Raw genomic sequence first — 23,303 nt, 5'->3', positions numbered from 1 at the left:
CTCCGTTTTTCAGGAAAAAATTTGCAAAAAACACTGTTTCAACAAATAAAAGCAGGACTTATGAGAACAAAGCAAAAAAATGCGCATTTATAGCTAATTGAGTAAAGAGGTTGTCTGTAACTTTTCCAACATTAGCCATAGGCGGGTTGATTTGAACTTTTAAGGTTAGTGGCCATTTTTTTTGGTTGCTCTTTCCCTAAAGGTTTAGCTTTTTTGGATGTGAACAGACGGTAGTCTTTCTGGGAAATATCGGCTTTGGGGTCGAGTCGTGCTAAAGAAAAAGGCTCCAAGATGCTTTCTTTCCTAGCTAAGTCCACTATAAAGAACTGTAAGTTTTCGTAGAAGTCCTGTGTGTCCTCTCTCAAAGTGCTGATGTATTCAGAAAAGTCTGTGTAGTCCCTATGCAACGACATAATGGTATTTGTGGCTAGACCTTCGCCACCCGCAGCAAATAGTATAAAGGGGTGCCTTTCAAACCACTCATCAAGCAGTTTTCCCCCGCGTTCGCCTTTTGGTAAGACCTTCAAGGTTAGGAAGGTGAAAGCCAAGATGTTGTAGCCAATTTTTGTGAATTCAGGCAAAACTGTATACTCTCGGATGTAGCCTTCAGCCTCCAACTGCCTTCGTCGGCGAGTCACGGTGGCACGGGTGTTCCCAGTGAGTTTGGACAACTCCTTGTCACTTCTTCGGGCACCTTTTATCAAAGTTAACAAAAGCTGCAGTTTCTGCTCGTTTTTCTTGTCCAAGAGACCTCTCTCCCACTCAACACTATCACATTGATTTTTTATATTTTTCGTATACACGGGAAATTCACTTAACCACCGTACTTTATTGAGGTATTGGTTACTGTTCTACAGATTTTCACAACATAAATAACGTTGAAAATATACGAGTCATTTCTCGCCTTCAAAACGCAGTTGTCCTCACTTACCCTTTTTTTCAGTTGTTCCTTCCAGAACCCCCTCAATGTCCAAGTAGACATCTTGAAGTTGCTTCTTCATCTCCTCGGTTGCCTGCCACATGTCGCGTTCGATAGCTTCCAGCAGTCGCTCCGCCATGTTCTGCAGGGCAAATGGGTTAACGTCCTTTAACCAGTCCTGCATTGCCTTGTCAAGAACAAACTTTTCCGCCAAATCCTCATACATCCAGTCCTCGATAACTTCCTCGGTTGCGTCCCAACCCAACACGTAATCCATTTGCCGAGAAAACTCCGCGGCACCATGGTAACCATGCTTCTTTAGACTTTCAATCCATTTCGGGTTAACAAGGCGAGCCCTAAAGCAGTATTTTATTTCCTCGGCTGTGCTTCTGATTTTAACCCGTTTGGGGTCGGTGCTGTCACCGTAATATGAGTGGGGAGCCTTTCCTGTAATTGTTTTAATGGCAACATCCATGCCTGCATGGTAGGAGTAGCTGTCGTCTATTTGCAGAGTATCATATTCGCGGGTGTCCCAGTTCTTCACCGTTAACTGAACCTGCCCCAGCCGACGCCTAAACAACTCGGGCGCCGTTAACCCAAAGTGTTTCCTACCGTAAACGTAACAGCCCCACGTGATGTAGATATCGGCTAAATCGTTTTGGTCCTTCCAGTTTTTCGAATCAATTGCCTCGTTTACGCCTGAACCGTAACCGCCAGGTATGTCGCCGAAAATTCGGTAGCAAACCTCTTCTCGAGCTTCCGTAGGACTAACGCCTTGGGCTATACGTTCAGCAACCTCTTTTTCAACATGCTTTCGGATGTAGTTTTTATCGGAAGTTTCTTTGAGATCAGCGACCATAGCCACTGCCTCATCAATAAGATGCACAATGTTAGGAAAATTATCACGAAACAAACCGCTTATTCGAACCGTAACGTCAATGCGTGGGCGCCTTAACGTTTCCAAAGGAATCGGCTCCAAGCCCGTCACCCGTCCACTGGATGCTTCCCACACTGGCTTAATACCCATCAAGTACAAGATTTCAGCGACGTCATCCCCGTTGGTTCTCATGCAGTCAGTTGCCCAAACAACAATAGCAACAGTCTCAGGGTACTTTCCTTCTTCTTCCATGTACCGTTTAAGTAAGGAATCGCCCAAATCTATGCCGACTTTCCAAGCAGCAACGGAAGGAACACAACGAGGGTCGATGGAGTAAAAGTTTCGTCCCGTCGGCAAAATGTCAGCCATGCCACGCGTAGGAGCCCCCGATGGCCCCGTTGGAACATAAGTTCCACTACAGGAGCCTAAGGTGTTGGTTAATTCGTTAGTGGTGGCAGCTAATGCAGGTACAAGAAAAGTCGAGATGTACGTCAAGCACTGTCTAACTTGTGCCTGACGTGAACCAAGCACTTCCTGCATTAACTCGTCAATGCATTCTTCTTTGAAGGCTAAGGCGTGAAATTGTTGGATCAGTTCAAGGGCAAGGGCAGTTAACTCATCAATTACGTCGCCGTTGGTTCTCCCTTCAGGACGCAATAAACCGCGATTCGCCAGCAACGCTTCATAATCATAACCTTTCAACGCAGCCAGAGACTCACGCAGAGAAGGCACATTTCCGTTGTTCAATCGGGTCAATGCAACCAAGAACTCCTCCAGCGGAAAACCAGTTGGTGGTTCACCCATGATGTGAAGTCCATCTCGAATCTGAGTATCTGACAGTTCATTCAGGTAAGCATGTAGCCGCTCTAAAAACGCGTCAAACCCAGCAAAGGCATCTTCCTGCGTAACGTTAAGGTCGCTGTTAAGGTTAGCGTTGACTACTGTATCCCAAATCAGCTTCTGCAGGATTTTGAGTTTTCCGGGGTCAGAAGTTTTAGCACGATAGTATTCTTTTAACTGCACGCAGATTTTCGCTAGATCCTCGTAGGAATCCGCGTTATGCATCACAGGAATCAAATAGTCAACAAGGCAAGCGTAGCTGCGCCTCTTTGCTCCTGTTCCTTCTCCGGGGTCATCGATGAGGTAGGGGTACACGTTGGGCAAATCAGAGATTATTATGTCAGGAAAACATGAAGCCGATAACCCAACAGATTTCCCAGGCGTCCACTCCATGGTTCCATGCTTACCGAAATGGATGATAACGTCAGCTTTAAACACATCCCGAATCCACCGGTAATAGCCATGATAGTGATATGGGATAGGCAGGTCTGGACTGTGGTAAATAGACGCGGGGTCAGTTGTGTAGCCTCGAGGAGGCTGGAGCCCGATGAATAAGTTGCCGTTCATGATACCTGGAACCAGCAGGTCGCCTTTGTAGTTGAAGAGTTTGCCAGGAGGCTGCCCCCAATGCTTTGCCAGTTTTTCTTTAACATCAACGGGCAACTCGTTTAACCATTGAAGATACTGTGCATTGGAGATTTTGGCGACCGCTTTCTGTGCAAGTTCATCAGGGCTTGACCACCGCTGGTCATTAGTTAACCCGTCAAGAACGGCTTCCATCAGTTTCTGCCCGTTTTCAGGAATATAATCCAGTTTGTAACCGTTTTCCTGCAGAGTCCTCAGCAGGTTTATCGCCGAAGCAGCAGAGTCAAGGCCAGCAGCACTTCCGATGTGGTCATTTCGTGGAGGATAATTATGGAAAATTAAGGCAACTTTCTTTTCCCCGTTGGGAATGTGCCTTAGCTTGGCCCAGTTTATGCTTAACCGAACCATTTTGTCAAGACGTTCAGGAATAGGCTTATACGAGGTTATTTTTGCACCTGTCATCGGGTCCGTCTCAGATATCCATCGGGCAGCAATCGGGACGGTTATTATCATGCCGTCAAATTCAGGCATAGCCACATTCCAAGCAACTTCACTGAAGTTTAGCCCCAGCAAACTGTCACGCCACTCTTCAAAAGTGTTGTAGGTCGCAATCGCTTTCAGGACAGGCACACCCAACTCCTTAAACAAGTTATCTACAGGTTCAGAACTGGGCATAAACGCCGCTAAAGAATGCGCCAGTGTACTGATGACAACATCAACCAGAGGCTTTCCATCCAGCATAAAAAAGTTGTTGACAACCCAACGCAAGTTCTTGGCTGCAACGTTATTGACAGAAAAGAACAGCAAAATAGCATTCGCCCCCTGACGCTCAATCGAGTCAATCAGGCTGTTTGCAAGGGTCACATCGCCACTTTTCACAGGGTCATGATGGAAAAGAACACCAACCGTGGGTTTTTCAGGCGAATACTTCTTTTCCATGTATTCAGTTAACGTTAAAACTTGACCTAGTTGAGGATGATAGATGCCCTCAAGCGGCATCTGCTTGGGTGGATTGATTTCGTATGTGCCACATGTAAAGCGATTTGCCAAAAAAAGCAACAAGTTCTCATAGTTTTTCAGTCCGCCGTAGGCAATGTACTTGTAAATCTTTTGGTAGTCGGCTTTGTCCAGGGTTGACGCCGTCACAACTTCGGGGTCATTTTGTACATCTGAAGCAAAAACAGGAATGCGCATATCACGCATGGTGGATACGACGCGGTCAAAGCCAGCAAAGCCCTTCTTGCCGCCCATTAAATGCATAACCAACACATGGGAGCCTTGAGCAAACTGGATGAAATCTTCTAAACAGGTTGGGTCCGCTAATTCCTCTGCCGTTCGTGGACAAATGTTGATGGTTAAGCCTTTTTCTTTTTGTATGGCTTTAACTGCTAAGGTTACAGTTTCTATTTCGTGGGAAAGGATTACAAAGGCAACTTTCAAAGGTTATTCGCTCCATTTATAAGCTCAGATTTAAGGCAGCAATCAGGGGTCAACGTTGAAGAAAGGCGAAGGGAACAATTATCATCAGGACCAAGCGGGGTTGTTGTGACAGAAAATAAAGTCAAGGGAACACAAAACCTCTTCAACAGCAGAAGCTTCCTGATGCTGTTAGGTGGAGGCTGTTTTTGAATTTGGAAACTGTATGGGGTAACGTCCGCTTCATCATGGTAAGCGTTGATGTTACCGTGTTTTCTTAAGTTTAATTCCTCCACGTCAATCGGATGGATTATCCATCCAAACATATAAACATTAGTTAAAGCAAAGTTAACTCAAAGTTAAGCAAAGAAACAGCCAAGGACAGCATGTAAAATGAATACAAAAAGGGAAGCATCACTATTTGCTAAATGCGGAATAAATTGCCGAACATGCGTAGGCTTCTTCGGCTATAAACTAAATGGCGAAAAGACCGACCCCTGCGGCGGCTGCCAAACAAGACAAGACACATGCACATTCTTTAAGAAACACTGCAAAAACCAAGCAACCAGAGAAAAAATTGAATACTGCTTTGAATGCCAAGATTTTCCATGTACAGAACTAAAAAAAATTGACAAATACTACAGCCAAAAATATGGAACAAGCTTAATCGAAAGTTTCACATACATCAAAGCCAACGGAATGGAGGAATTTCTGAAGAGCGAGGAAGAAAAATGGAAATGCCCCACCTGCGGCGGAGTAATCTGTGCACAAACAAAAAGATGTTACACATGCGACCCCTAAACGCAGGGTTACCGACACTTTTGGGATACTTTCCTTCCTTCTTTCAGGTGCCGCTTCGATAGCAAATCCCAAATAGCTTCGAGGGAAACATGAAAAAGGTAGAGGTTAAAGGAAAAAGGTCAGGAGAACATTCAGGCAAATCGTTGCACAAGCAACAGCTGCATCCATTTCGACAGAGACATGGAAAGAAGGCAAATTGACGCTCAGCAGCGTTTTTGTTGGCTAGAATTTTTCAAGCAATCCCAACTTAGCATGTATTTATCCATCAAGTTGAACGCAAGACCTTGAAAAGAATCCACAGCCCAGCCAAAACCAAAAGGTGCAAAAAGACATTACTCGCAACTTCGGGTTGATTGTTGGGCATCAGGCAGGTTCACATTCCAATCATGGCAGGCGCGATAGGAAAGATGGCACTTGCCTGTTGGGCTAATGTGAGAAGCACCGTTAAGGGGCAGGTTATAGGAGAAAGAATCAACAGGACGCAGTACATAACCTCGTAGACAACCCACCCCTCTTTTAAAAGCAAGCGTACACTTAGACCATTATACCAAAACCGTAGAGCGCTAACATCAGGAGGGCAAAAATTCTCAAAGCCGGCAGAAATAAAGTCACATATTGACAAGGGCAATTTGTTGAAATCCATTTTTCGCCGAATGCTTGATTATAGAAACAATAGGTTAACAGGAATTGACTCAAAGTTAAATAAAGAAGGATTCAGAAAAAGAACACACCATAACGAGCAGACAAGAACCAAACCACTTCCTTTTCAGATGTAAAAAGGGTTTTAGCCCATTCGCATAATTTTTGGGTCCTGATTCAAAATTTGCGCTATCGCCCGCAGACTCAAGGTGTCACAGATTTTTTCCGCTATCTGAACTGACTCCTCGTCAGGTGCAGCCACTGCGCCCCGCGCAAGATAAGGAGCAAGATTGTGGTCATACGCGCCAAAATATGTGGCTATCACACAGTGCAGGGCGCTAAGTCCAACAAGAATCACGGTGTCACATCCCTTATCTCGAATCAAGCTTTCGAGTTCAGTCTTGTTAAATGCGTTCTGATGGGTCTTCACCACCACATCGTCGTTTGTCTTGGCTTCGACTGCAGAGAAAAGCTCGAATGCTTTGGTTCCTGCAACAATTCCCCTGTCCTCGTAGGCGTGATAGGTGAAAATTATCGGTGCCCCCGCCATGCGAAATATCGAAATCGCATTACTCATATTAACAACATGCTCATCCACTGACTTCTTCAAACCCGCAGAAAGCTCCAGCCAACCGTTTTGCGCGTCAATTACAAGTAATGCCGGTTTAATTTTGTTCAACTCCGCCCAAGTAGGTCAAAAGGAACTTTTCTTGAACAACAAAAGGAGAAAAACCTACTGGAATTAAGTCCGCTTTACTTAATGTCTTCAAGACGCATTTCAGCTCCAGGTTACCTTTTTTCAGTTTCGCCTTCGAGCCACCCTTCAACCTGCAAGTAAAGCTGCTGCAGCTTCGCCTTCATCTCATCCGACGCTTGCCATAACCCACGCTCAATTGCCTCCAAAAGGCGTTCAGTCATGTTCTGCAACGCGTAAGGATTCACTTCCCTTAGCCACTGCTGCATCTTCGGGTCTAAAGCATACTTGTTCGCCAAACCCTCCCACATCCAATCCTCCACAACCTCAACCGTAGCATCCCAACCCAAAACGTCATCAATTGTTTTCGAGAGGTCACCAGCCCCCGCATAGCCGTGACGTACCATGCTGCTGATATACTTAGGATTGAGGAGGCGGGTACGGAAAACGTGGCAGGTTTCTTCAGCGGTGCTTCTGACTTTCACGCGGTCAGGATCCGAACTGTCACCACAATAAGACCGTGGAGCCTTACCGCTCAATGTTTTTACTGAAACAATCATGCCGCCATGGACATCGTACCAGTCGTCACAGTCAAGTATGTCGTATTCGCGTGAATCTTGGTTCTTGACGGTAGCCTGAATCTGGATGAGGCGGAGCTTGAACCGTTCAGGGACCGATTGACCATAGACTTTTCTGCTGTAGGCGTAGCTGCCCCAAGCGATGTAGATATCGCTCAAATCCTTTTGGGTCTCCCAGTTTTGAGAACTAACCAGTTCACTGACCCCGCAACCATAAGTGCCAGGACGGTCGCCGAAAACTCGATAGTGCGCTTCTTCGCGGGCTGTTTCAGCATCACATCCTTGAGCCACCCGTTCAGTGACCTCTTTTTCTACATGTTTTCGCACGTAGTTTTTATCCAAAGGCTCTTTAAGACCAGCAACTAAAGCCACCGCCTCATCAATCAGGTGAACAATATTGGGGAAAGTGTCCCTGAACAGCCCACTAATACGGGCGGTAACATCAATTCGGGGACGTTTTAGCTCCTCCAGTGGAATGGCTTCAACTCCGACAACACGGCCATTGGAGGGTTCCCAGACGGGTCTAACGCCCATCAGGTATAGGACCTCGGCGACATCATCACCTTTTGTTTTCATGGCGTCGGTTGCCCAAAGAATAGTGCCTACACTCTCGGGATAGTTCCCCTCTTCTTTTAAATAACGCTCCAGCAGGTTATTGGCTAAAGCAACACCGACCTGCCAAGAGGCAGTTGAAGGCACAGCGCGTGGGTCTACGGAGTAAAAGTTGCGTCCCGTTGGCAAAATGTCCGCCATGCCCCGCGTTATGGAGCCCGAAGGCCCAGATGGAACGTAGCCGCCTTCACACGACGCCATAATGTTGGTCAATTCATCAGTGGTTTTCTCCAAAGCAGGCACAAGGAAGGTCGATACGTACGAGAGACACTGCTTCACCTTTGAACTACTCTTACCAAGCACCGTCTGCATTACTTCATCAACGTTAGTTTCTGTAAATCCTTTTGCATTGAAAGCCTTCATTAACTGCAGGGCAGTAGTGTTCAATTCTTTGATTACGTCACCATTTGTCCTTCCATCAGGACGCATTTTTCCCTTGTTCGCAAGCAAATATTCATAGTCATAACCGTTGAGTTCGGCAAGAGACTGCCTTAAGGAGGGCACAGACCCGTTGCTTAATCGGGTCAAAGTCACCAGAAACTCTTCTAGCCGTTCCTCAACAGGAGGTTGACCTAAAGTGTGTAACCCGTCACGAAGTTGAGCATCAGAGAGTTCATGCAAGTAAGCATGCAGTTTCTCCAAAAATCCGTCAAAATCAGCAAAAGCCGCTTCTTGAGTAACTTCAAGGTCTTGGTCTAGTTTACCAGAAACGACAGTCTCCCAGATTACCTTCTGCAGAACAGTCAGTTTTCCTTCGTCAGCAAGTTTAGCGTGATAGTACTCTTGCAGGTGAACCTCAAGTTGTGCTGTTTCCTCGTAGCTGTCAGCGTTGTGCATAACGGGAATTAAGTAGTCAATGATGCAGCAGTAACTACGTCGTTTAGCTTGTGTGCCCTCTCCAGGGTTTGTGATAACGTAAGGGTACACGTTGGGCAAATCAGAGATTGCCGCATCAGGGAAGCAGGATGCTGAAAGCCCCACAGACTTTCCAGGTAACCACTCCAAACTACCATGCGTACCTACATGAATAACTACGTCTGCCTTGAAAACATCTCGCACCCACCGGTAATACGCATAGTAATGGTGGGATAAAGAAAGGTCAGGGCTATGGTAGCTAGCGGAGTCCGCTTCGCCCAGAGAACCACGCGGCGGCTGAAGCCCCATGAAAATGTCCCCATTGAGGATTCCAGGCACCAACAGTTCGCCTTTATAACTGAAAGGTTTGCCTGGGGGCTTTCCCCATTTCTCCTCCATTTTCGCTTTAGCATCAGACGGTAACTCGTTAAACCATGCGGTGTATTGTTTGCGGGAAGTTTTACCCACTGCTCTCTTGGCAAGGTCTTCAGAACTTAACCACCGCAAATCGTTGGTTAATCCGTTGATTATGCCATCGATCAGTTGTTGACTATTTTCAGGCAAAGTTTCTATGTGGTAACCGGCGTTTTTCATGTCGTTTAGCAGGTTTAAAACTGAGAGAGGCGTATCGATTGCGAAGGCTTTGCCTATGGTGTCATTTCGCGGAGGATAATTGTGGAAAATTATTGCGACCCTGCGTTCTTTATTAGGTGTCTGTCTCAGTTTTGCCCAGTTGATGCTTAAGCGAGCCACTTTGTCGACCCGCTCAGGAATCGGCTCGAATTTAAGTATTCTAGTTCCCGTTAGTGGATTAATTTCGGCGGAATCCATTGCAGCCATTGGCACCGTAATAAGGAAACCGTCAAACTCAGGCATAACCACACTGGAGGGTATATCAATGAAGTTGAGTCCCTGCTCGGTGTCGCGCCAGTTTTCAAAAGAGTTAACGGTCAAAATCGCCTTAATGACGGGCACACCTAAAACTTTCAAGGCATCCAAAGCTGCATTGTCTGACGAAGTTAAAGAAAAACACAAAGCACTCACTAAGGCATCGATTACGGGTTTACCATCTTTCATGAAAAAGGTGTCAAAAGCCGAGTTTAACTTACTGCCGAAAGAGAGGGCGATAACGTTGGCGTCGTGACCCTCAATCGCTCTAATCAAACTGTCCACAAAACTAGTGTTCTCACCTTGAAACTGAGAGGTATGAAATAAAACGCCAACTGTTGGTTTTCCGGGTACAAGTTTTTTTTCGGTATATTCATCCAAGGTGACGAGTCGGTCAAAGTCAGGGTGATAAATGCCTTCCCACCGTATCTCTTCAGGGGGAGAAAAGTCGTAATTGGACCCGGTGAAACGATTAGCTAGATATAACACAAGATTTTCAAAGTTCGTTTTTCCGCCGTAACGGAGATACTTCATGATTTTCTGTTTGTCCTCTGGTTCAACAGTGCATACGCTTGGCTGGTCTCTGTTTGGAGAAATAATTAGCGTTGGCACGTTGGAGCTGTGCAGTGCTGAAACAAAGGTATCGTAGTCGGGGAAGGTACCCATCAAATGTGCAATTGCTAAGTGGGAGGTTTTGGCAAACTGAATGAATTCGTCCCGGTTTACGAAGTCTTCAGGCATCACGCCTGTTTGAAGACGGACGTTGACTATGTCGCCGAATCGTTGGTTTATGGATTTGACCGCTGAAACAAGCGGTAACGTGTCGGTTATCATTGTGGCTACAAAAGCAAGCCTAAGTTGCGTCATGCTTTTTCAGTCTCCGATAAAAACAACTCATTAAGCTCGGGGTTTGTAACGCGAAGAATCAGCGTAGGAGGCATCTTTTCTGGATTGACAAGGGCGCTGGACACAGAGAGGGGTTTTTTCGCCACTACAAATACTTCCCTTACTATGGCTGGATTAACTATCCAGCATATAAATATTGATTTAACATAAGTTAAGTCAAAGTTGAATAACTGGAAACTAGAAACTACAAACGCGGATTTGCTGAACTCTTCAACACAAACAGAAAAGAACAAAACAAAAAAGTAACACCTTCCCCAAAGCCAGCCGCGCAAGCATCCACAAAAGTTTTGCTTAACAAAGAAAGTGAGCCTGAAATGATACGCCTCATTTTTCGCCAAGTTTTTTTATCCGTTGCACATATTATATTATGTGTGGGATTAACATGAGTCCCAACATTTTAATCATGTACGATTCAATGACAGGCAACACCGAGAAACTCGCCAATTCTGTCGCAGAAGGAGTCCGAAATGTAGAAGGCGTCACTGTTGAAGTACAGAAAGCGAACACAGTGGATTCACAAAGCGTCATATCCGCCGACGGCTACGCTTTTGGTTCACCCACCCATTTCAGCATGATGTCTGGAGGTACACTATCGTTGCTGACGCGACTTTACCCGCTACGTGACAAGATGGCAGGTAAACCCATCGCGGTGTTCACCACGGGTGCAGGAGGTCAAGTCGACGCTCTCGCAAGCATCGAACGAACAATAGGTGTGTTCAACCCGATATTTGTAAAACCAGGTGTAACCGTAGAAGGCGGCACTTCCGACATGGACAAACGTCAAGCGGTGAAGCTAGGAGAAAGACTTGCAAAGGTTGTAGTAGCGCATCAAAAAAGCCAGTAACTTCACGCGCCAAACATACACAGTGCATTAGCGGTGAAGTAAAAAGGTTGCGAGGTTTTATGTTGCCTAATGAAACATTAGCGGAGCTTTTGTCAAATAATGATTCTATGGTTTGTTTTTGAAGACTAATGCACCGTTCTGCTCGTCAACCACAATAACCGAATCCCTGCTAACCTTCTCCTCCAAGATAATCTTGGACAACTCGTTAAGAACGCTTCTTTGAATAACCCGCTTGATGGGTCGGGCGCCAAACTGGGGGTCAAACCCTACCTTGGCAACATAGTCAACAGCTTTTTCTGTGAATTCAACGTTAACGTTGTTCTTCTCAAGCATCTGCTGGACTGCTTTGAGTTGATTCTCAACGATTTTTTTGACTTCCGCTTCGCTAAGTGGCTGGAACATGATTATTTCGTCAACGCGGTTGAGAAACTCTGGTTTTATGGTTTTTTTGAGCAGATTGAAAACTTGATCTTTGGTCTGGTTCCAGATTAGTTCCCGGTTATCAGCGGTTGCTTTTTCTAGATTTTCTTGGATGATGTGGGAGCCGACGTTTGAGGTCATGATTATTATTGTGTTCTTAAAGTCCACTGTGCGGCCTTTGTTATCGGTTAATCTGCCGTCATCTAAGACCTGCAGCAGGATATTAAAGACGTCGGGGTGCGCCTTTTCGATTTCATCCAAAAGCACAACCGCGTAAGGTTTTCGCCGTACAGCCTCGGTTAACTGCCCGCTTTCCTCGTAACCAACATAACCTGGAGGGGCACCAACCAGTCGGGAAACCGTGTGCCTTTCCTGATACTCGGACATGTCAATGCGGACCATGTTGTTTTCGTTGTTGAAAAGGAAATCCGCCAGTGCCTTTGCGAGCTCTGTTTTGCCTACGCCTGTGGTGCCAAGGAAAATGAAGGAGCCGATAGGACGCTTTGGATCCTGCAACCCTGCGCGGCTTCGCCGAATCGCATCGGAAACTGCTTGGACTGCATCCTCTTGCCCAACAACACGAATATGAAGCTCTGTTTCGAGGCTGAGCAGTTTCTGCTTCTCACTTTGCAGCATCCGACTAACAGGTATGCCAGTCCAGTGGGAAACCACCTCCGCAATCTCTTCGGCATCCACCTCTTCGTTAATTAAAGGAGAGTCTTTCTGAACCCCGGAAAGTTTCTGCTTCAAATCCTCAATGGTTTGGGTGGCTTTGGGGATTTTGCCGTATCGTATTTCCGCAACTTTCTCCAAGTCGCCCCTGCGGTTGGCGTCTTCGTCTTCAAATTTTAGCTGTTCAATTTCGTTTTTCTTGACTTGGATTTGCTCCACGATGTCCTTTTCAGCTTGCCACCGCGCTTTCAGTTTATTACGCTCTTCGCTCAGGTTAGCGATTTCCTGATTTAACGCTTTGAGTTTTGCTTCGTCTTTTTCCCGTTTTATGGCTTCACGCTCAATTTCCAACTGGCGAATCTTGCGCTCGATGGTTTCCAGCTCTTCAGGTGCCGAGTTGATTTCTAAGCGGAGCTTTGAGGCTGCCTCGTCAATCAGGTCAATGGCTTTATCGGGCAGAAACCGCTCCGAAATGTACCGCTGAGAAAGCTCTACGGCGGCAATTATGGCTTCATCCTTAATTCTGACATGATGAAACACTTCGTAACGTTCCTTAAGACCGCGAAGAATTGAGATGGCGGATAACGTGTCGGGTTCGGTGACCATGACAGGTTGGAAGCGTCTTTCCAGCGCCTTGTCTTTTTCAAAATATTTCTGGTACTCTTTAAGAGTGGTCGCGCCGATTGCACGCAAGTCACCTCTCGCCAAGGCAGGTTTTAAGATGTTGGCGGCGTCCATGGCTCCCTCGCCAGCTCCTGCTCCGACCAACGTATGAATTTCGTCAATGAAAAGTACAATTTCGCCTTCTGAGGAAACCACCTCTTTCACGACGCTTTTTAGGCGCTCCTCAAATTCGCCCTTATATTTTGCGCCTGCAATCAATGCACCCATGTCAAGCGAGTAAATCTGTTTTGACTTGAGGTTTTCGGGAACATCGCCGTTGACTATGCGGTGGGCTATGCCTTCTGCGATGGCTGTTTTGCCCACTCCTGGTTCGCCGATTAGGATAGGGTTGTTTTTTGTTCTTCGAGAGAGGATTTGTAGGACACGGCGGATTTCTTCGTCTCTGCCGATTACGGGGTCCAGTTTTCCAGTTCTTGCCCGCTCGTTAAGGTTAATTGCAAACCTGTTGAGGGCATTGTAGGTTTCATCTGTAGTTTGGGAATTCACAGTTGATCCCTTTCTCAATTGCTTAATTGCTTCTTTAAGTTCTTTTTCTGAAACGCCACTGCTCTGAAGGAGCCGAGCAGCCGAATCACCCAAAGGCAAGATTGCTAAAAGCAACTGTTCAATGGAAACAAATTTGTCTTGGCTTTCCGACGCCAACTTTTGGGCTTTTTTTAAGGCTTTGTCAGAGTTAGAAGACAGGTAGTTTTGTCCACCGCTAACCTTAGGCAGAGAATCAATAAGACCGTCAAGGGAAGCCGAAAAAACAGTCATGTTCACGCCCAGTTTCTTTAGCAGGTAAGGAACTACGTTCTCGTCAACCAGCAACATGCCTTTTAGAAGGTGCACGGGTTCGATGGCTTGGTTTTGTTTTGAAGAAGCTATTTCGATGGCTTTTTGAATTGCTTCTTGGGATTTAATTGTAAAATTTTCTAGGCTCATTGAATATAACTTTTGGCGGGCAGGCTATTTGAATCTTCTCGACTAAAAAGCAAAAAACATCAAAGTTACTCAAGAAAACGGCCCATCCCAAACCAAAAGCAGACTTCATGATGATAATACGGCAATGCTCGGCAGTAAGCGTAGGCGTAAAGAAGCGTTCCCCACTGTTGTAGAAAATCGTGGTACAAACCTCTGCGGAAACTGAAGAGGGAAGCCCCGCACCTACAGTACAGTACAAACCACACCGTTACCAACACATGCAAGTTCAAGTCACAAGCTACGCCTTCGATGCGCGTGCAGCAACCATTGAAACCCCCTACAACAGGCATTCGTGACATCTGCTTTGATTATGAGGACACTCAACTTGACAAATAATGGGGGTAGAACCTCAAAAATGCCAGTTATTGACCAAAAAATTTGAGACCAACACGACGGCAGTGTTTTCTGTGGACCGCTCTTAAGGGTGTTGGAACCCGATCAGAACAAACAACAAAAATCGCTCAGAAGAAAGAAAAAACAACATTTTAGCCGAAAAAAATTTCATAAGTTAAGTAACATGACGGTTTTATTTTCTTTAATTTACTTCTAGAATAAAACACCATTAGGCTTATAAGTGGATAAAAAGATGTGTGTGAGGAAAGGAAGGAGAAGAAATGAATAAGAAAAGATCAGCCGTTTTGATGAGCCTTGTAGTTTTGGCTATAGGTGCCCTTACGGTTCAAAGCGCTTTTGCTGCCGGAGGCAGCATGTTCATAATTGGCGACGGCTCAACCCAAGCAGACATGGCAGGAACATGGTACTGCGGTTACTACATAAACGGTAGCCCCGGAACCAACACATACACGCTTTACATCTCTGCCACACACGGAGCTAACTACCCAATAAACGATGTCCACGTGGTTGTTCTCATAAACAACGCTGCACATGAAGGCGGACTAACACAAATCACCCTCGACACCGAAAAAACAGAACCAGACACCTTAACAACCTCTAGCCCTGACGACTTCACAATGGGAGTATTTGACTACGGAGCTGCCGGCGGACCATTCACGCTCGCAGATTACTACGGCTACAACCGAGACTACGTCATCCCAACCTTGACACAAGCAGAAGCAGACAAGAACAATGGTCCAGGATACCCACTGCAAGTAGACATCACATTTGCGTCCACAGCCGACGAAAACTCTAAGGTTTACTTCCTTGTCTACGGCACAGACAACGGCGGAACAACAATAAAAACACCCTTTAGCGGCGGCACCCTGTTTGTTCTTCCCGAATACGCCTTCGGCGGACTCATGGGAATAGGAGCATGCATTGGTGCTTTTGCTGTCTACAGCGTTCGAAAAAAGCAAAAGGCATAACTCCTTAACTTTTTTTTCTTTGTCAACACAAATTTTAATAAATTTTTAGGTTCACGGGGTTCTTAGCCAATTTTTGGCAAGTTTGCCAAATTTTGTTCTGAACCAGAAGCGTTTGTTTAGGTTTTTCAGGCAAGTATTTGAAAGCAAACACCAAATTTTTAATTAAAAATGTAGAAAAACCAGAAAGTTACCGTTAGGCTAAAATACGATTCACGCGTGAAAGAGATAATCATAAGCTGATCTTAAATCACGATTGGCATTCAGGAGAAGAAAATTAAATGACAGAAAACACCGAAAGGACCGTCGTCCGCGGATTAAAGAACGTTCACGCCGCTGAAACCAAAATCAGCTTTGTAGACCCCATGGGCACACTTTACTATTTAGGGTACAACATAGACGACCTTGTGGAAAATGTCTGCTACGAAGAAGTAGCGTATTTACTGATAAACAAGAAACTTCCAACAAAAAAAGAATTGAAAGAATTCAAAGCTCTTCTCGTGTCGGAAATGACTTTGCCCGACGAAATCATCAAAAGCCTAAAATGCACTCCAAAACAAGCGCACCCCATGGAGGTTCTGCGCACCGAAGTGTCGCATCTCAGCCAATACGACGCTGACTGCAGAGACAACTCAGAAGAAGCAAACAAAAAGAGAGCGATTCAATTAATAGCGAAAGTTCCAGCGGTTGTAGCTGCTCTATACCGGTTACGCAATAATAAACAGCCAATAGCCTCAAACGAAGAGGTCTGTTTTGCAGAAAACTTTCTCTACATGTTCCGCGGAACCGACCCAGATGACGAAGAGAAAAAAGCAATCGCCAGATTCATGACGCTCCATGCTGACCACGGGTTTAATGCATCAACTTTTGCTGCACGCATAACAGCAAGCACCAACTCTGATGTTTACTCAGCAGTCACCTCGGCAATCGGAACCCTCAAAGGCCCTTTGCATGGCGGCGCAAGTGAAAGAGTCATGTACATGTTGGATGACATAAACACCGAAGAAGAAGTTGAAGACTACATCCAAGGCATGTTAAGCAACAACAAAAAGATAATGGGTTTTGGACACAGAATATACAAAACCGAAGACCCAAGAACTAAGCACCTTAGAGGAATAGCTGAAAAACTTTGCCAGAGCAAAAACGTCGCTAAACTCAATTTGTGCCTCAAGATCGAGTCGGTAGTTTACGAGAAAAAGAGCATTTTCCCCAATGTAGACTTCTATGCTGCAGTGACGCTGGATGCTTTGGGGGTTCCCTCCCAGTTCTTCACGCCCTTCTTTGCTTCAAGCAGAATCTCAGGGTGGACAGCGCATATACTTGAGCAGTATGAAGATGCGGTGCTGCTACGGCCTTCATCAAAGTATGTGGGAGAATTTGGCAAACCCTTTGTTCCCATCGAACAAAGATGAACACGCCCCCTTTTTTGGAGGGCTCAGCGCCTATTTTGTCGCATCAAAATGCGGGCGTCCTGAAGAAGATTCAGGGAATTTAAGGGTACCAAATCGTAAGCGTAAGAGTAACCTCGCACGCATGTTCGGATGCAAATGTTACATTTTTCGGCTTTTTTCACTTGATTTTGGTAGAGGCTACTTGAAAAGTAGTCCTTAAAGGAACCACAGGTCAAATCGTAGGTGTGGTCATAGGTACAGCTAAAGATTTTGTTGTCAGCCGACACGTAAACAAACATTTGTGGAAAAATACATTTCCAACGTCTGCCCTCAATAAAATGCTTAAGAACGTAATCAGTTTCCATCAGCGGGTAGCCTTCCCGTTTGAGCCAGAGCAGTTTCTTGTAAAAAAGTTGCAGTTGAGCCGGTGTTAACCCGTAATCCCTTATCGGCATTGATGTTCTGCCCGCCTCAAAACTTGACTGCACTGTAGGTTCAACCGAGTTGTAGGAGATGCCCACCCGCAGGTCACGGGCAAGCTTAGCCATGGGTTCGATGGCGTCAAAATTTAGGTTACTTATGGTCGTAACTAAGGTGACTCTTGTATTTGCGACTCTGCGAAGTTGGTCAATACTGTCGAGGACTTCTTTGAAGGAGCCGCGTCTGCCTCTGATGAAATCGTGGTAATCATTGAAGTAGTCTAAAGAGATAAAAACGAAGTCAAGGTTCTGAAGGGCCCCCGCTTTTTCTGCCAAAAGGGACCCGTTAGTGTTCATGGTTGTCACGTAACCTTTTGCCTTGGCGTAATCCACCACTTGCCCGATGTCGCTGCGGGTGGTGGGTTCACCGCCGAAAAGGTAGTAGCCTCGCATTCCACAAGCGTAGGCTTGGTCAAGAAGCCTAAACACCGCCTCTGTTGACATATCCTCCTTTGTTCTTTTCGACATCCGCCAATAAGAACAGGTCTTACATTTGGAGTTACACCCATAGGTTATTGCATGAGCCAAGAAAAACGGCGTATGCGTAAAAAACTTTGACTTCAACATGGAAAATGCGGCATCAAGAAAAACAGCTCCACTGTTTTTTCTAACCATACCTACCTACCCCTTAACCTTTCACCACGCATTCTCGGCACCAGCCGTTACCGCTAATGATTCAAGCTCAACGGATAATTTTGAGGTAGAATTTTGGGTTAGAGGCTAATTCTTCAGCTGCTGCAGCCAGCAAAACACTACGCGAGGAAGCAAGAGAAGCCTCTTTGAAACAGTTGATGAGGCAGTTTTTGCCGTCGCATACCGAGTTGTCCACAGCCGGCAAGTTTAGGTCTTGCCGGTCTTTGAGGTTGAAGAGTTTTCGCTGCCGATAGCAGGGGTAAACGTTCAAGTTGCAGTCAATTGTGATTATGGACCTGCCGGCTTTGCACGGGTACTTCATTGCTGCTCCGTCGTGAGTTCTTAGCACATCTTTCATGTAGCCTGAAACATTAGCCACATCGGAGCCTTCAAGCTTCAGCTGCAGAACCTGAGCCACCATGTTTCTAACATGCCGGGCAGTCTTGCGTTGATCTTCACGCATGTCTCCACCAACCACAAAAGTGCTGTCGTTGGAGGAAACATATGGGTAAGACAAGGCAAAAGACACGCCAAGTTCGTCGTTAACGTAATGCACAACACGTTTCACGTCGTCAATGCTCCATGCAGGATTAAGAAAAGTGATGGCGTAAAGATTCATCCCGCAAGCCTTTGCCGTGCGGATTACGTTTTTCACTTTGTTAGATATCCCGGGGATGTGTTTAGCGTTATCCCAGCGGCTTTCGTCGTAGTGGTCCACAGAGAGTGACAGGAAATCTAGGCTTTTGCTGAGCCGCTTGATGTCTATGGTGGAGATGCTGCCGTTGGAGGTTAGGGAGGTTATCATGCCCTTACTTTTCGCGTACTCCAATGCTTCAGCAAGGTGGGGGTATAAACCAGTTTCTCCACCGGTCAAGTACAGTACAGTAAACTTGTTTTGCGCCAAAACGTCTATGGCGAACTTTATATCTTCCAAGGGCATGTCGTAGGGTTCTTGAGCCCAAATGTTACAGCGGTCCAAGCAACGAGCATTACACCTAGTTGTCACTTGGATAAAGGCAAATTTTACTTCGCCTCGATTCCTCAGAAAATTAGAAACAGTGGTTGTAACGGTTCGATACTGCACAGGTTCACTCCCATAAATTTTGGGTTTTGATGAAACAGCCGGTGCTCTTATGTCTCTGAGTTATCCTTATGTAAATTCCTTTCTCTGGAACAGCAGCAACCCCAGTATGAAGGTGACGAGGAAATACGCCGACATGATTGCAATTCCTTCGGGTATTGTTGCGACAAACGTGGTTATATTCAGAGGACCAGCGTCGATTACGGTGATGTGCGGAGGGTAGGGCACTGAGAACACGTTTGAGATTATCCCGGCGCCATAAGTAAGTATGAACCAGGGTTCTACTTGGGCAAAGACGGTTACGACTAATTCGATGATGTTGAAGGCGAAAAGAAACAGAATAACGGTTGTTAAAATCGCAATGGAGCTGCTTTTGAATAAAGCGCTAAAGAAGAAGGTGAAGCCAAGAACAGACACTAAGTATATCCACGTGAAGAGAAGAGACTCCCAGAACTGAACTGGAATATCAAATCCGAAATAGAACAACCCGTTGCCAAGGGTTATCACGGTAAATATGCCCAAAATGACTGAGGAAGCAGTGAAAGCCGCTAACCATTTTCCGATGTAAATTGAGGAGCGTCTGATGGGGTTGGGAATGCTGAAGTAGCCTGTTTTGTTTTGGAACTCGCCTGAGATGGCGTCTCCTCCAAAAAAGATGCCAGAGAGGATAACAACGAAGGTGGTTACACTGCCCCACCAGTTGGAGTAAAAATTAAGTGCACTCGACTTGAAGATAGGAGGGTCGTAGTAGCCTACTGCGAAAGTGAGCAAGAAACCAATCAGCAACGTGATGACAGCGAGTATGAGGAACCTGCGTGAGCGGAAGTAATCCAGAAAAGTGTATTTGGTGATTATGCCGACTTGTTTGATGCTACTGGGCACCACGTTTTCTGCAACTCCATTTAGGTTGCTCATGTTTATCACACCGTATTCTTTATCAGTTTAAGGTAGGCGTCTTCAAGCTCCGACGAAGAAGGCTTGTAGCTGATAACACCAATGTTCAGCTTGACTAAATCCGCAAGAAGCCGCTCTTGAACCGCTAAGCCACCGCTGAACTTTATTCGAAGCGTTGTGTCATCTTTTTTATCGACGCCCATAACATCGGGAAAACCAGCGATAGTCTGGTCCAGCACATTTTGGTCAATCGAACGCTGCAACTCAACTTCAACGACGTTGCCTCCTCCAGCAAACTTGGCTGCCACATTGGGGATTGTGTCGTAGATGATTAGTTTCCCGTGGTCAATCATGGCAACTTCGTCACAGACCTCCGAGACTTCGCTTAAGAGGTGAGAACTCATGAAAATGAGGCGTCTTTTGCTTTTGAGGGATTTCACGATTTCTCTAACTTCACTCATTCCACGCGGGTCCAACCCAGTGGTCGGTTCATCTAACAACAGGATAGTAGGGTTGCTGAGAAGCGCCGAGGCGATGCATATGCGTTGTTTCATGCCTTTGGAGAACTTGCCGACCCGTTTGTCAATCCACTCTTCCATGTGAACTTCTGAAAGGGCAGTTTCAATTTTCTGGCTGCGTTCGCTTGCGGGTACACCTCTGAGCTCAGCAATCATCATAAGCGCTTCTCGAGGCGTCAAAGAAGGGTAAACCTCAGGGGTTTCAATCAAAGTACCAACGGAAGCCAACGCCTCTTTTTTGTTGAGACGCACGTTAAACCCGTTTATCAGAGTTTGCCCCGCTGAAGGCTGAATTAGGTCGGTGAACATTTTAAGCGTGGTCGTTTTTCCCGCGCCGTTGGGGCCCAGAAAGCCAACGCATTTTGAGCCCTCAATTTTCAGGTTTAGATTTGTTACGGCGGGGAAAGGGCCGAAGGTTTTGGAAAGGTTCACGGCTTCGATGGAGGGGTTTGTCAATACGACCACGACTTTGTCTTATTTCGTTTGATGTGGTATTTCTATCTTGTCATCAGTCGCCTGAACACGGGTACTGCTATGGAAGTCATGACTACTCCGAATGCGATTAGGATTATCAGTTCGTTTGCGATTGCAGGTATGCCTGCGCCGAGCACCATTACTTTTCTGAGAGCATCTGCGGCGTATGTGAGCGGTAGGAAATGTGAAATGGTCTGCATGTACCAGGGCATCTGCTGTATGGGGAAGAGCACTCCGCTGAGGAACATCATTGGGAACATTAACGTTGTCATCATCATCTGCGCGGTTTCTTGGTCCTTAGCAAAGGAGGTGATTACAACGCCTAAGCCTACGAAGGCAAACACTCCCAACAGGAGCAAGCCAAACACTAGGAAAATGTTCCCGTGTATAGTGACCCCGAATAAGCCTACAGCTAATGCTAAAATAATGGCGCCTTGCAGCAAGCCGCGAGCAGTCTGAGCTAAAGTTTTGCCCAAGATTATGGAAAGGCGGCTAATTGGGGCAACCATCATGCCGTCCATTGTTCCGATTTCTTTTTCTTGAGAAATGGCAACGGGCAGCCCAGTCATGACACTCATCATAACAGTCATTGCCATGATACCAGGGGCTATGAAGTCAAAGTAGCTGGGGTTTCCTGGAACCACGCCTTCGGTTTGGACGTTGTAGGGTTTCACGACTGCAAGGGAGTTATCAGCGGTGACTGTGGAGTTTAGCAGTTGAACTTTTTGCTGAGCAAGCAAGGTTCCCATTTGGTCAAAGGTTGCTGTCAACGCCGCTTGCATTGTAGCGGAGATTGTTGGGTTGGACTGATCGGTTATTATGATTATGGTTCCCTGTTCACCCGTCATGATACATGTAGAGAAATTGCTAGGTACCACAATTCCCCCGTTTAGCTCTCCTTTCTGCACTTTATCGCGAATTTCGTCAATGCTTGCTGCGTCTGAGAGCTTTAGCATGTGGGTTTGGTCGTTAATCTGCTGCAAACCCATCAGGAATGCTTGGCTGGGAATTGTTGAGTTACCAAAACCTGCATCCTCATTTACCAAGGCAACAGGCAGGTCGGTAACGGTTGCGCCGTTGGAGGGGTAAATGAAGCCAATCATGGCCATCATGAACAGAGGCATCACTATCAGCATGACTAGCCCCAGTCGATTTCGGAACAGTTCAGTTAGGTCTTTCTTAGCGATGCGGAAGCTGTGGGAGAGAAGAGTTTTTACGCCCATGTTTATCACCTCATCTTATCCTTTCCTGTGGACGAGCAATCGGTCCATGACGCCGCGTCGATGACATCTTTTGGTCAGCGCTGTCGCGAACTTGATGCCCAGTTATGTGCAGGAACACGTCTTCAAGGGTTGGTTGAAGGTTTACCATGGAGTTTATTTTTCCGCCCTTGGCTCTTATGACGTCGATTATAGAATCAAACGCTTCTTCGCCGTGAACAATCATCTTCAAGTGTGTTGCGTCTTCCTGAATTACGGAATCGGAACAGTGAAGCTTTGTAATTGCCGTTAAAATCTCGGGTGTAAGGTTTCCGATTTCTAGTTTTATTATGGTTGTATTCGCTCCTGAAATTTGTTTTTTCAAGTTTTGGGAAGTGTCAAGCGCCACGATTTTTCCGTGGTCAACGATGGCTATTCGGTCACACATTAAATCCGCGTCTACCATCATGTGTGTGGTTACGATGACTGTTGTTCCGTTTTCGCGGTTGAGTTTTTTAACAAACTCCCTAATCTCCACTGACGATTGGGGGTCTAATCCAAGTGTGGGTTCATCTAAATACAACACCTTGGGTCTGTTCAGCAACGCCCGAACCACGTTTATTCGTTGCCGCATGCCCGTAGAGAAAGTTCCGACTTGGGCGTCCTTGAATTTGGTTAGGTTAACAAGCTCAAGCAATTCGTCGATGCGTTCTTTGAGCTCGCCTTTGGGGATGTTGAAGAGGTTACCGAAAAACCAGAGGTTTTCTTTGGCGGTTAAACGGTTGTACATAATCATCTTTTCTGAAACGATGCCGATGAGTTTGCGCACTTCGTTGTCGTTCTTGACTATATCGTAGCCGCCGATTAGGGCAGTTCCACTTGTGGGTTTTGCCAAGGTGGAGAGCATGCGTAGGGTTGTGCTTTTTCCTGCGCCGTTGGGGCCTAGTAACCCAAAGATTTCGCCTTTCTTGACGTCAAAGCTTATATTGTCAACCGCGGTGAATTTGTTGAACGTTTTTGTTAGGTTCTTGACTTCGATTATTGGGTCGTTTTGCATTCTTGGCACCATCTGAATATAACGCGTTGCAATATATCGTGGCAAAATATAAGTATTACCCAACT

18 protein-coding genes are annotated in these 23,303 nt (G+C 46.0%); 5 read left to right on the top strand and 13 right to left on the bottom strand.

The window, feature by feature from the left end; all coding sequences use genetic code 11:
* Positions 1 to 131 precede the first annotated feature (131 nt).
* Positions 132 to 746 (bottom strand): winged helix-turn-helix transcriptional regulator, encoded by a 615-nt coding sequence (locus ACBZ72_13860; protein XES77235.1) that lies wholly within the window; start codon positions 744 to 746, stop codon positions 132 to 134.
* A 177-nt stretch (positions 747 to 923) separates the two neighbouring features.
* Positions 924 to 4,661: a cobaltochelatase subunit CobN gene (gene cobN, locus ACBZ72_13855; GenBank protein XES77234.1), complete on the bottom strand. Its 3,738-nt coding sequence runs from the start codon at positions 4,659 to 4,661 to the stop codon at positions 924 to 926.
* 369 nt (positions 4,662 to 5,030) lie between these two features.
* On the opposite strand from cobN (ACBZ72_13855), the gene ACBZ72_13850 reads away from it, so the two are divergent.
* Positions 5,031 to 5,438 carry a DUF3795 domain-containing protein gene (locus ACBZ72_13850; protein ID XES77233.1) on the top strand — a complete coding sequence of 136 codons (408 nt, stop codon included), beginning with the start codon at positions 5,031 to 5,033 and terminating at the stop codon, positions 5,436 to 5,438.
* Positions 5,439 to 5,811: 373 nt separating this feature from the next.
* Here ACBZ72_13850 and ACBZ72_13845 read toward each other — a convergent pair whose 3' ends face one another.
* The 4 genes from ACBZ72_13845 to ACBZ72_13830 form a co-directional block, all read right to left on the bottom strand.
* A complete protein-coding gene (locus ACBZ72_13845) occupies positions 5,812 to 5,964 on the bottom strand; it encodes a hypothetical protein (protein ID XES77232.1) in 153 nt (50 codons plus the stop codon).
* A gap of 258 nt (positions 5,965 to 6,222) precedes the next feature.
* Positions 6,223 to 6,756 carry a cysteine hydrolase family protein gene (locus tag ACBZ72_13840; GenBank protein XES77231.1) on the bottom strand — a complete coding sequence of 178 codons (534 nt, stop codon included), beginning with the start codon at positions 6,754 to 6,756 and terminating at the stop codon, positions 6,223 to 6,225.
* A 110-nt stretch (positions 6,757 to 6,866) separates the two neighbouring features.
* Positions 6,867 to 10,571, bottom strand: coding sequence for a cobaltochelatase subunit CobN (gene cobN, locus ACBZ72_13835; protein ID XES77230.1), 3,705 nt, complete (start codon positions 10,569 to 10,571; stop codon positions 6,867 to 6,869).
* Complete coding sequence (locus tag ACBZ72_13830; GenBank protein XES77229.1) at positions 10,568 to 10,948, bottom strand: hypothetical protein; 381 nt, start codon at positions 10,946 to 10,948, stop codon at positions 10,568 to 10,570. Before ACBZ72_13830 ends, cobN (ACBZ72_13835) begins: the two co-directional genes overlap by 4 nt.
* A gap of 44 nt (positions 10,949 to 10,992) precedes the next feature.
* Here ACBZ72_13830 and ACBZ72_13825 point away from each other — a divergent pair, with 44 nt between their 5' ends.
* Positions 10,993 to 11,454, top strand: coding sequence for a flavodoxin family protein (locus ACBZ72_13825; GenBank protein ID XES77228.1), 462 nt, complete (start codon positions 10,993 to 10,995; stop codon positions 11,452 to 11,454).
* 105 nt (positions 11,455 to 11,559) lie between these two features.
* Here ACBZ72_13825 and clpB read toward each other — a convergent pair whose 3' ends face one another.
* Entirely contained in the window at positions 11,560 to 14,154 is a 2,595-nt protein-coding gene (clpB, locus tag ACBZ72_13820; protein ID XES77227.1) for an ATP-dependent chaperone ClpB, read from the bottom strand.
* A gap of 179 nt (positions 14,155 to 14,333) precedes the next feature.
* Between clpB and ACBZ72_13815 the strand changes: the two genes are divergently transcribed.
* The 3 genes from ACBZ72_13815 (at position 14,334) to ACBZ72_13805 (ending at position 16,924) form a co-directional block, all read left to right on the top strand.
* A complete protein-coding gene (locus ACBZ72_13815) occupies positions 14,334 to 14,489 on the top strand; it encodes a hypothetical protein (protein XES77226.1) in 156 nt (51 codons plus the stop codon).
* A 318-nt stretch (positions 14,490 to 14,807) separates the two neighbouring features.
* Entirely contained in the window at positions 14,808 to 15,515 is a 708-nt protein-coding gene (locus ACBZ72_13810) for a hypothetical protein (protein ID XES77225.1), read from the top strand.
* Between the two features lie 278 nt (positions 15,516 to 15,793).
* Complete coding sequence (locus tag ACBZ72_13805; GenBank protein ID XES77224.1) at positions 15,794 to 16,924, top strand: citrate/2-methylcitrate synthase; 1,131 nt, start codon at positions 15,794 to 15,796, stop codon at positions 16,922 to 16,924.
* A 23-nt stretch (positions 16,925 to 16,947) separates the two neighbouring features.
* On the opposite strand, the gene ACBZ72_13800 is transcribed toward ACBZ72_13805, so the two are convergent.
* The 6 genes from ACBZ72_13800 to ACBZ72_13775 all read right to left on the bottom strand — a co-directional run bounded on the left by ACBZ72_13800 (position 16,948) and on the right by ACBZ72_13775 (position 23,238).
* Positions 16,948 to 17,949 (bottom strand): radical SAM protein, encoded by a 1,002-nt coding sequence (locus ACBZ72_13800; GenBank protein ID XES78695.1) that lies wholly within the window; start codon positions 17,947 to 17,949, stop codon positions 16,948 to 16,950.
* 115 nt (positions 17,950 to 18,064) lie between these two features.
* Positions 18,065 to 19,021 (bottom strand): radical SAM protein, encoded by a 957-nt coding sequence (locus ACBZ72_13795; protein XES78694.1) that lies wholly within the window; start codon positions 19,019 to 19,021, stop codon positions 18,065 to 18,067.
* Positions 19,022 to 19,165: 144 nt separating this feature from the next.
* A complete protein-coding gene (locus tag ACBZ72_13790) occupies positions 19,166 to 20,011 on the bottom strand; it encodes an ABC transporter permease (GenBank protein XES77223.1) in 846 nt (281 codons plus the stop codon).
* Between the two features lie 5 nt (positions 20,012 to 20,016).
* Positions 20,017 to 20,964 carry an ABC transporter ATP-binding protein gene (locus ACBZ72_13785; GenBank protein ID XES77222.1) on the bottom strand — a complete coding sequence of 316 codons (948 nt, stop codon included), beginning with the start codon at positions 20,962 to 20,964 and terminating at the stop codon, positions 20,017 to 20,019.
* Between the two features lie 41 nt (positions 20,965 to 21,005).
* A complete protein-coding gene (locus ACBZ72_13780) occupies positions 21,006 to 22,205 on the bottom strand; it encodes an ABC transporter permease (protein ID XES77221.1) in 1,200 nt (399 codons plus the stop codon).
* Between the two features lie 10 nt (positions 22,206 to 22,215).
* The gene (locus tag ACBZ72_13775; GenBank protein XES77220.1) at positions 22,216 to 23,238 is read right to left on the bottom strand and encodes an ABC transporter ATP-binding protein; all 1,023 of its coding nucleotides are present in this window, start codon (positions 23,236 to 23,238) and stop codon (positions 22,216 to 22,218) included.
* Positions 23,239 to 23,303: the final 65 nt, after the last annotated feature.

This window comes from Candidatus Bathyarchaeia archaeon, from assembly GCA_041447175.1.
Classification (GTDB): Archaea; Thermoproteota; Bathyarchaeia; order Bathyarchaeales; family Bathycorpusculaceae; genus JADGNF01.
Note: the sequence above shows the minus strand (reverse complement) of the source record. Positions and strands in the feature narration are given on the sequence as shown.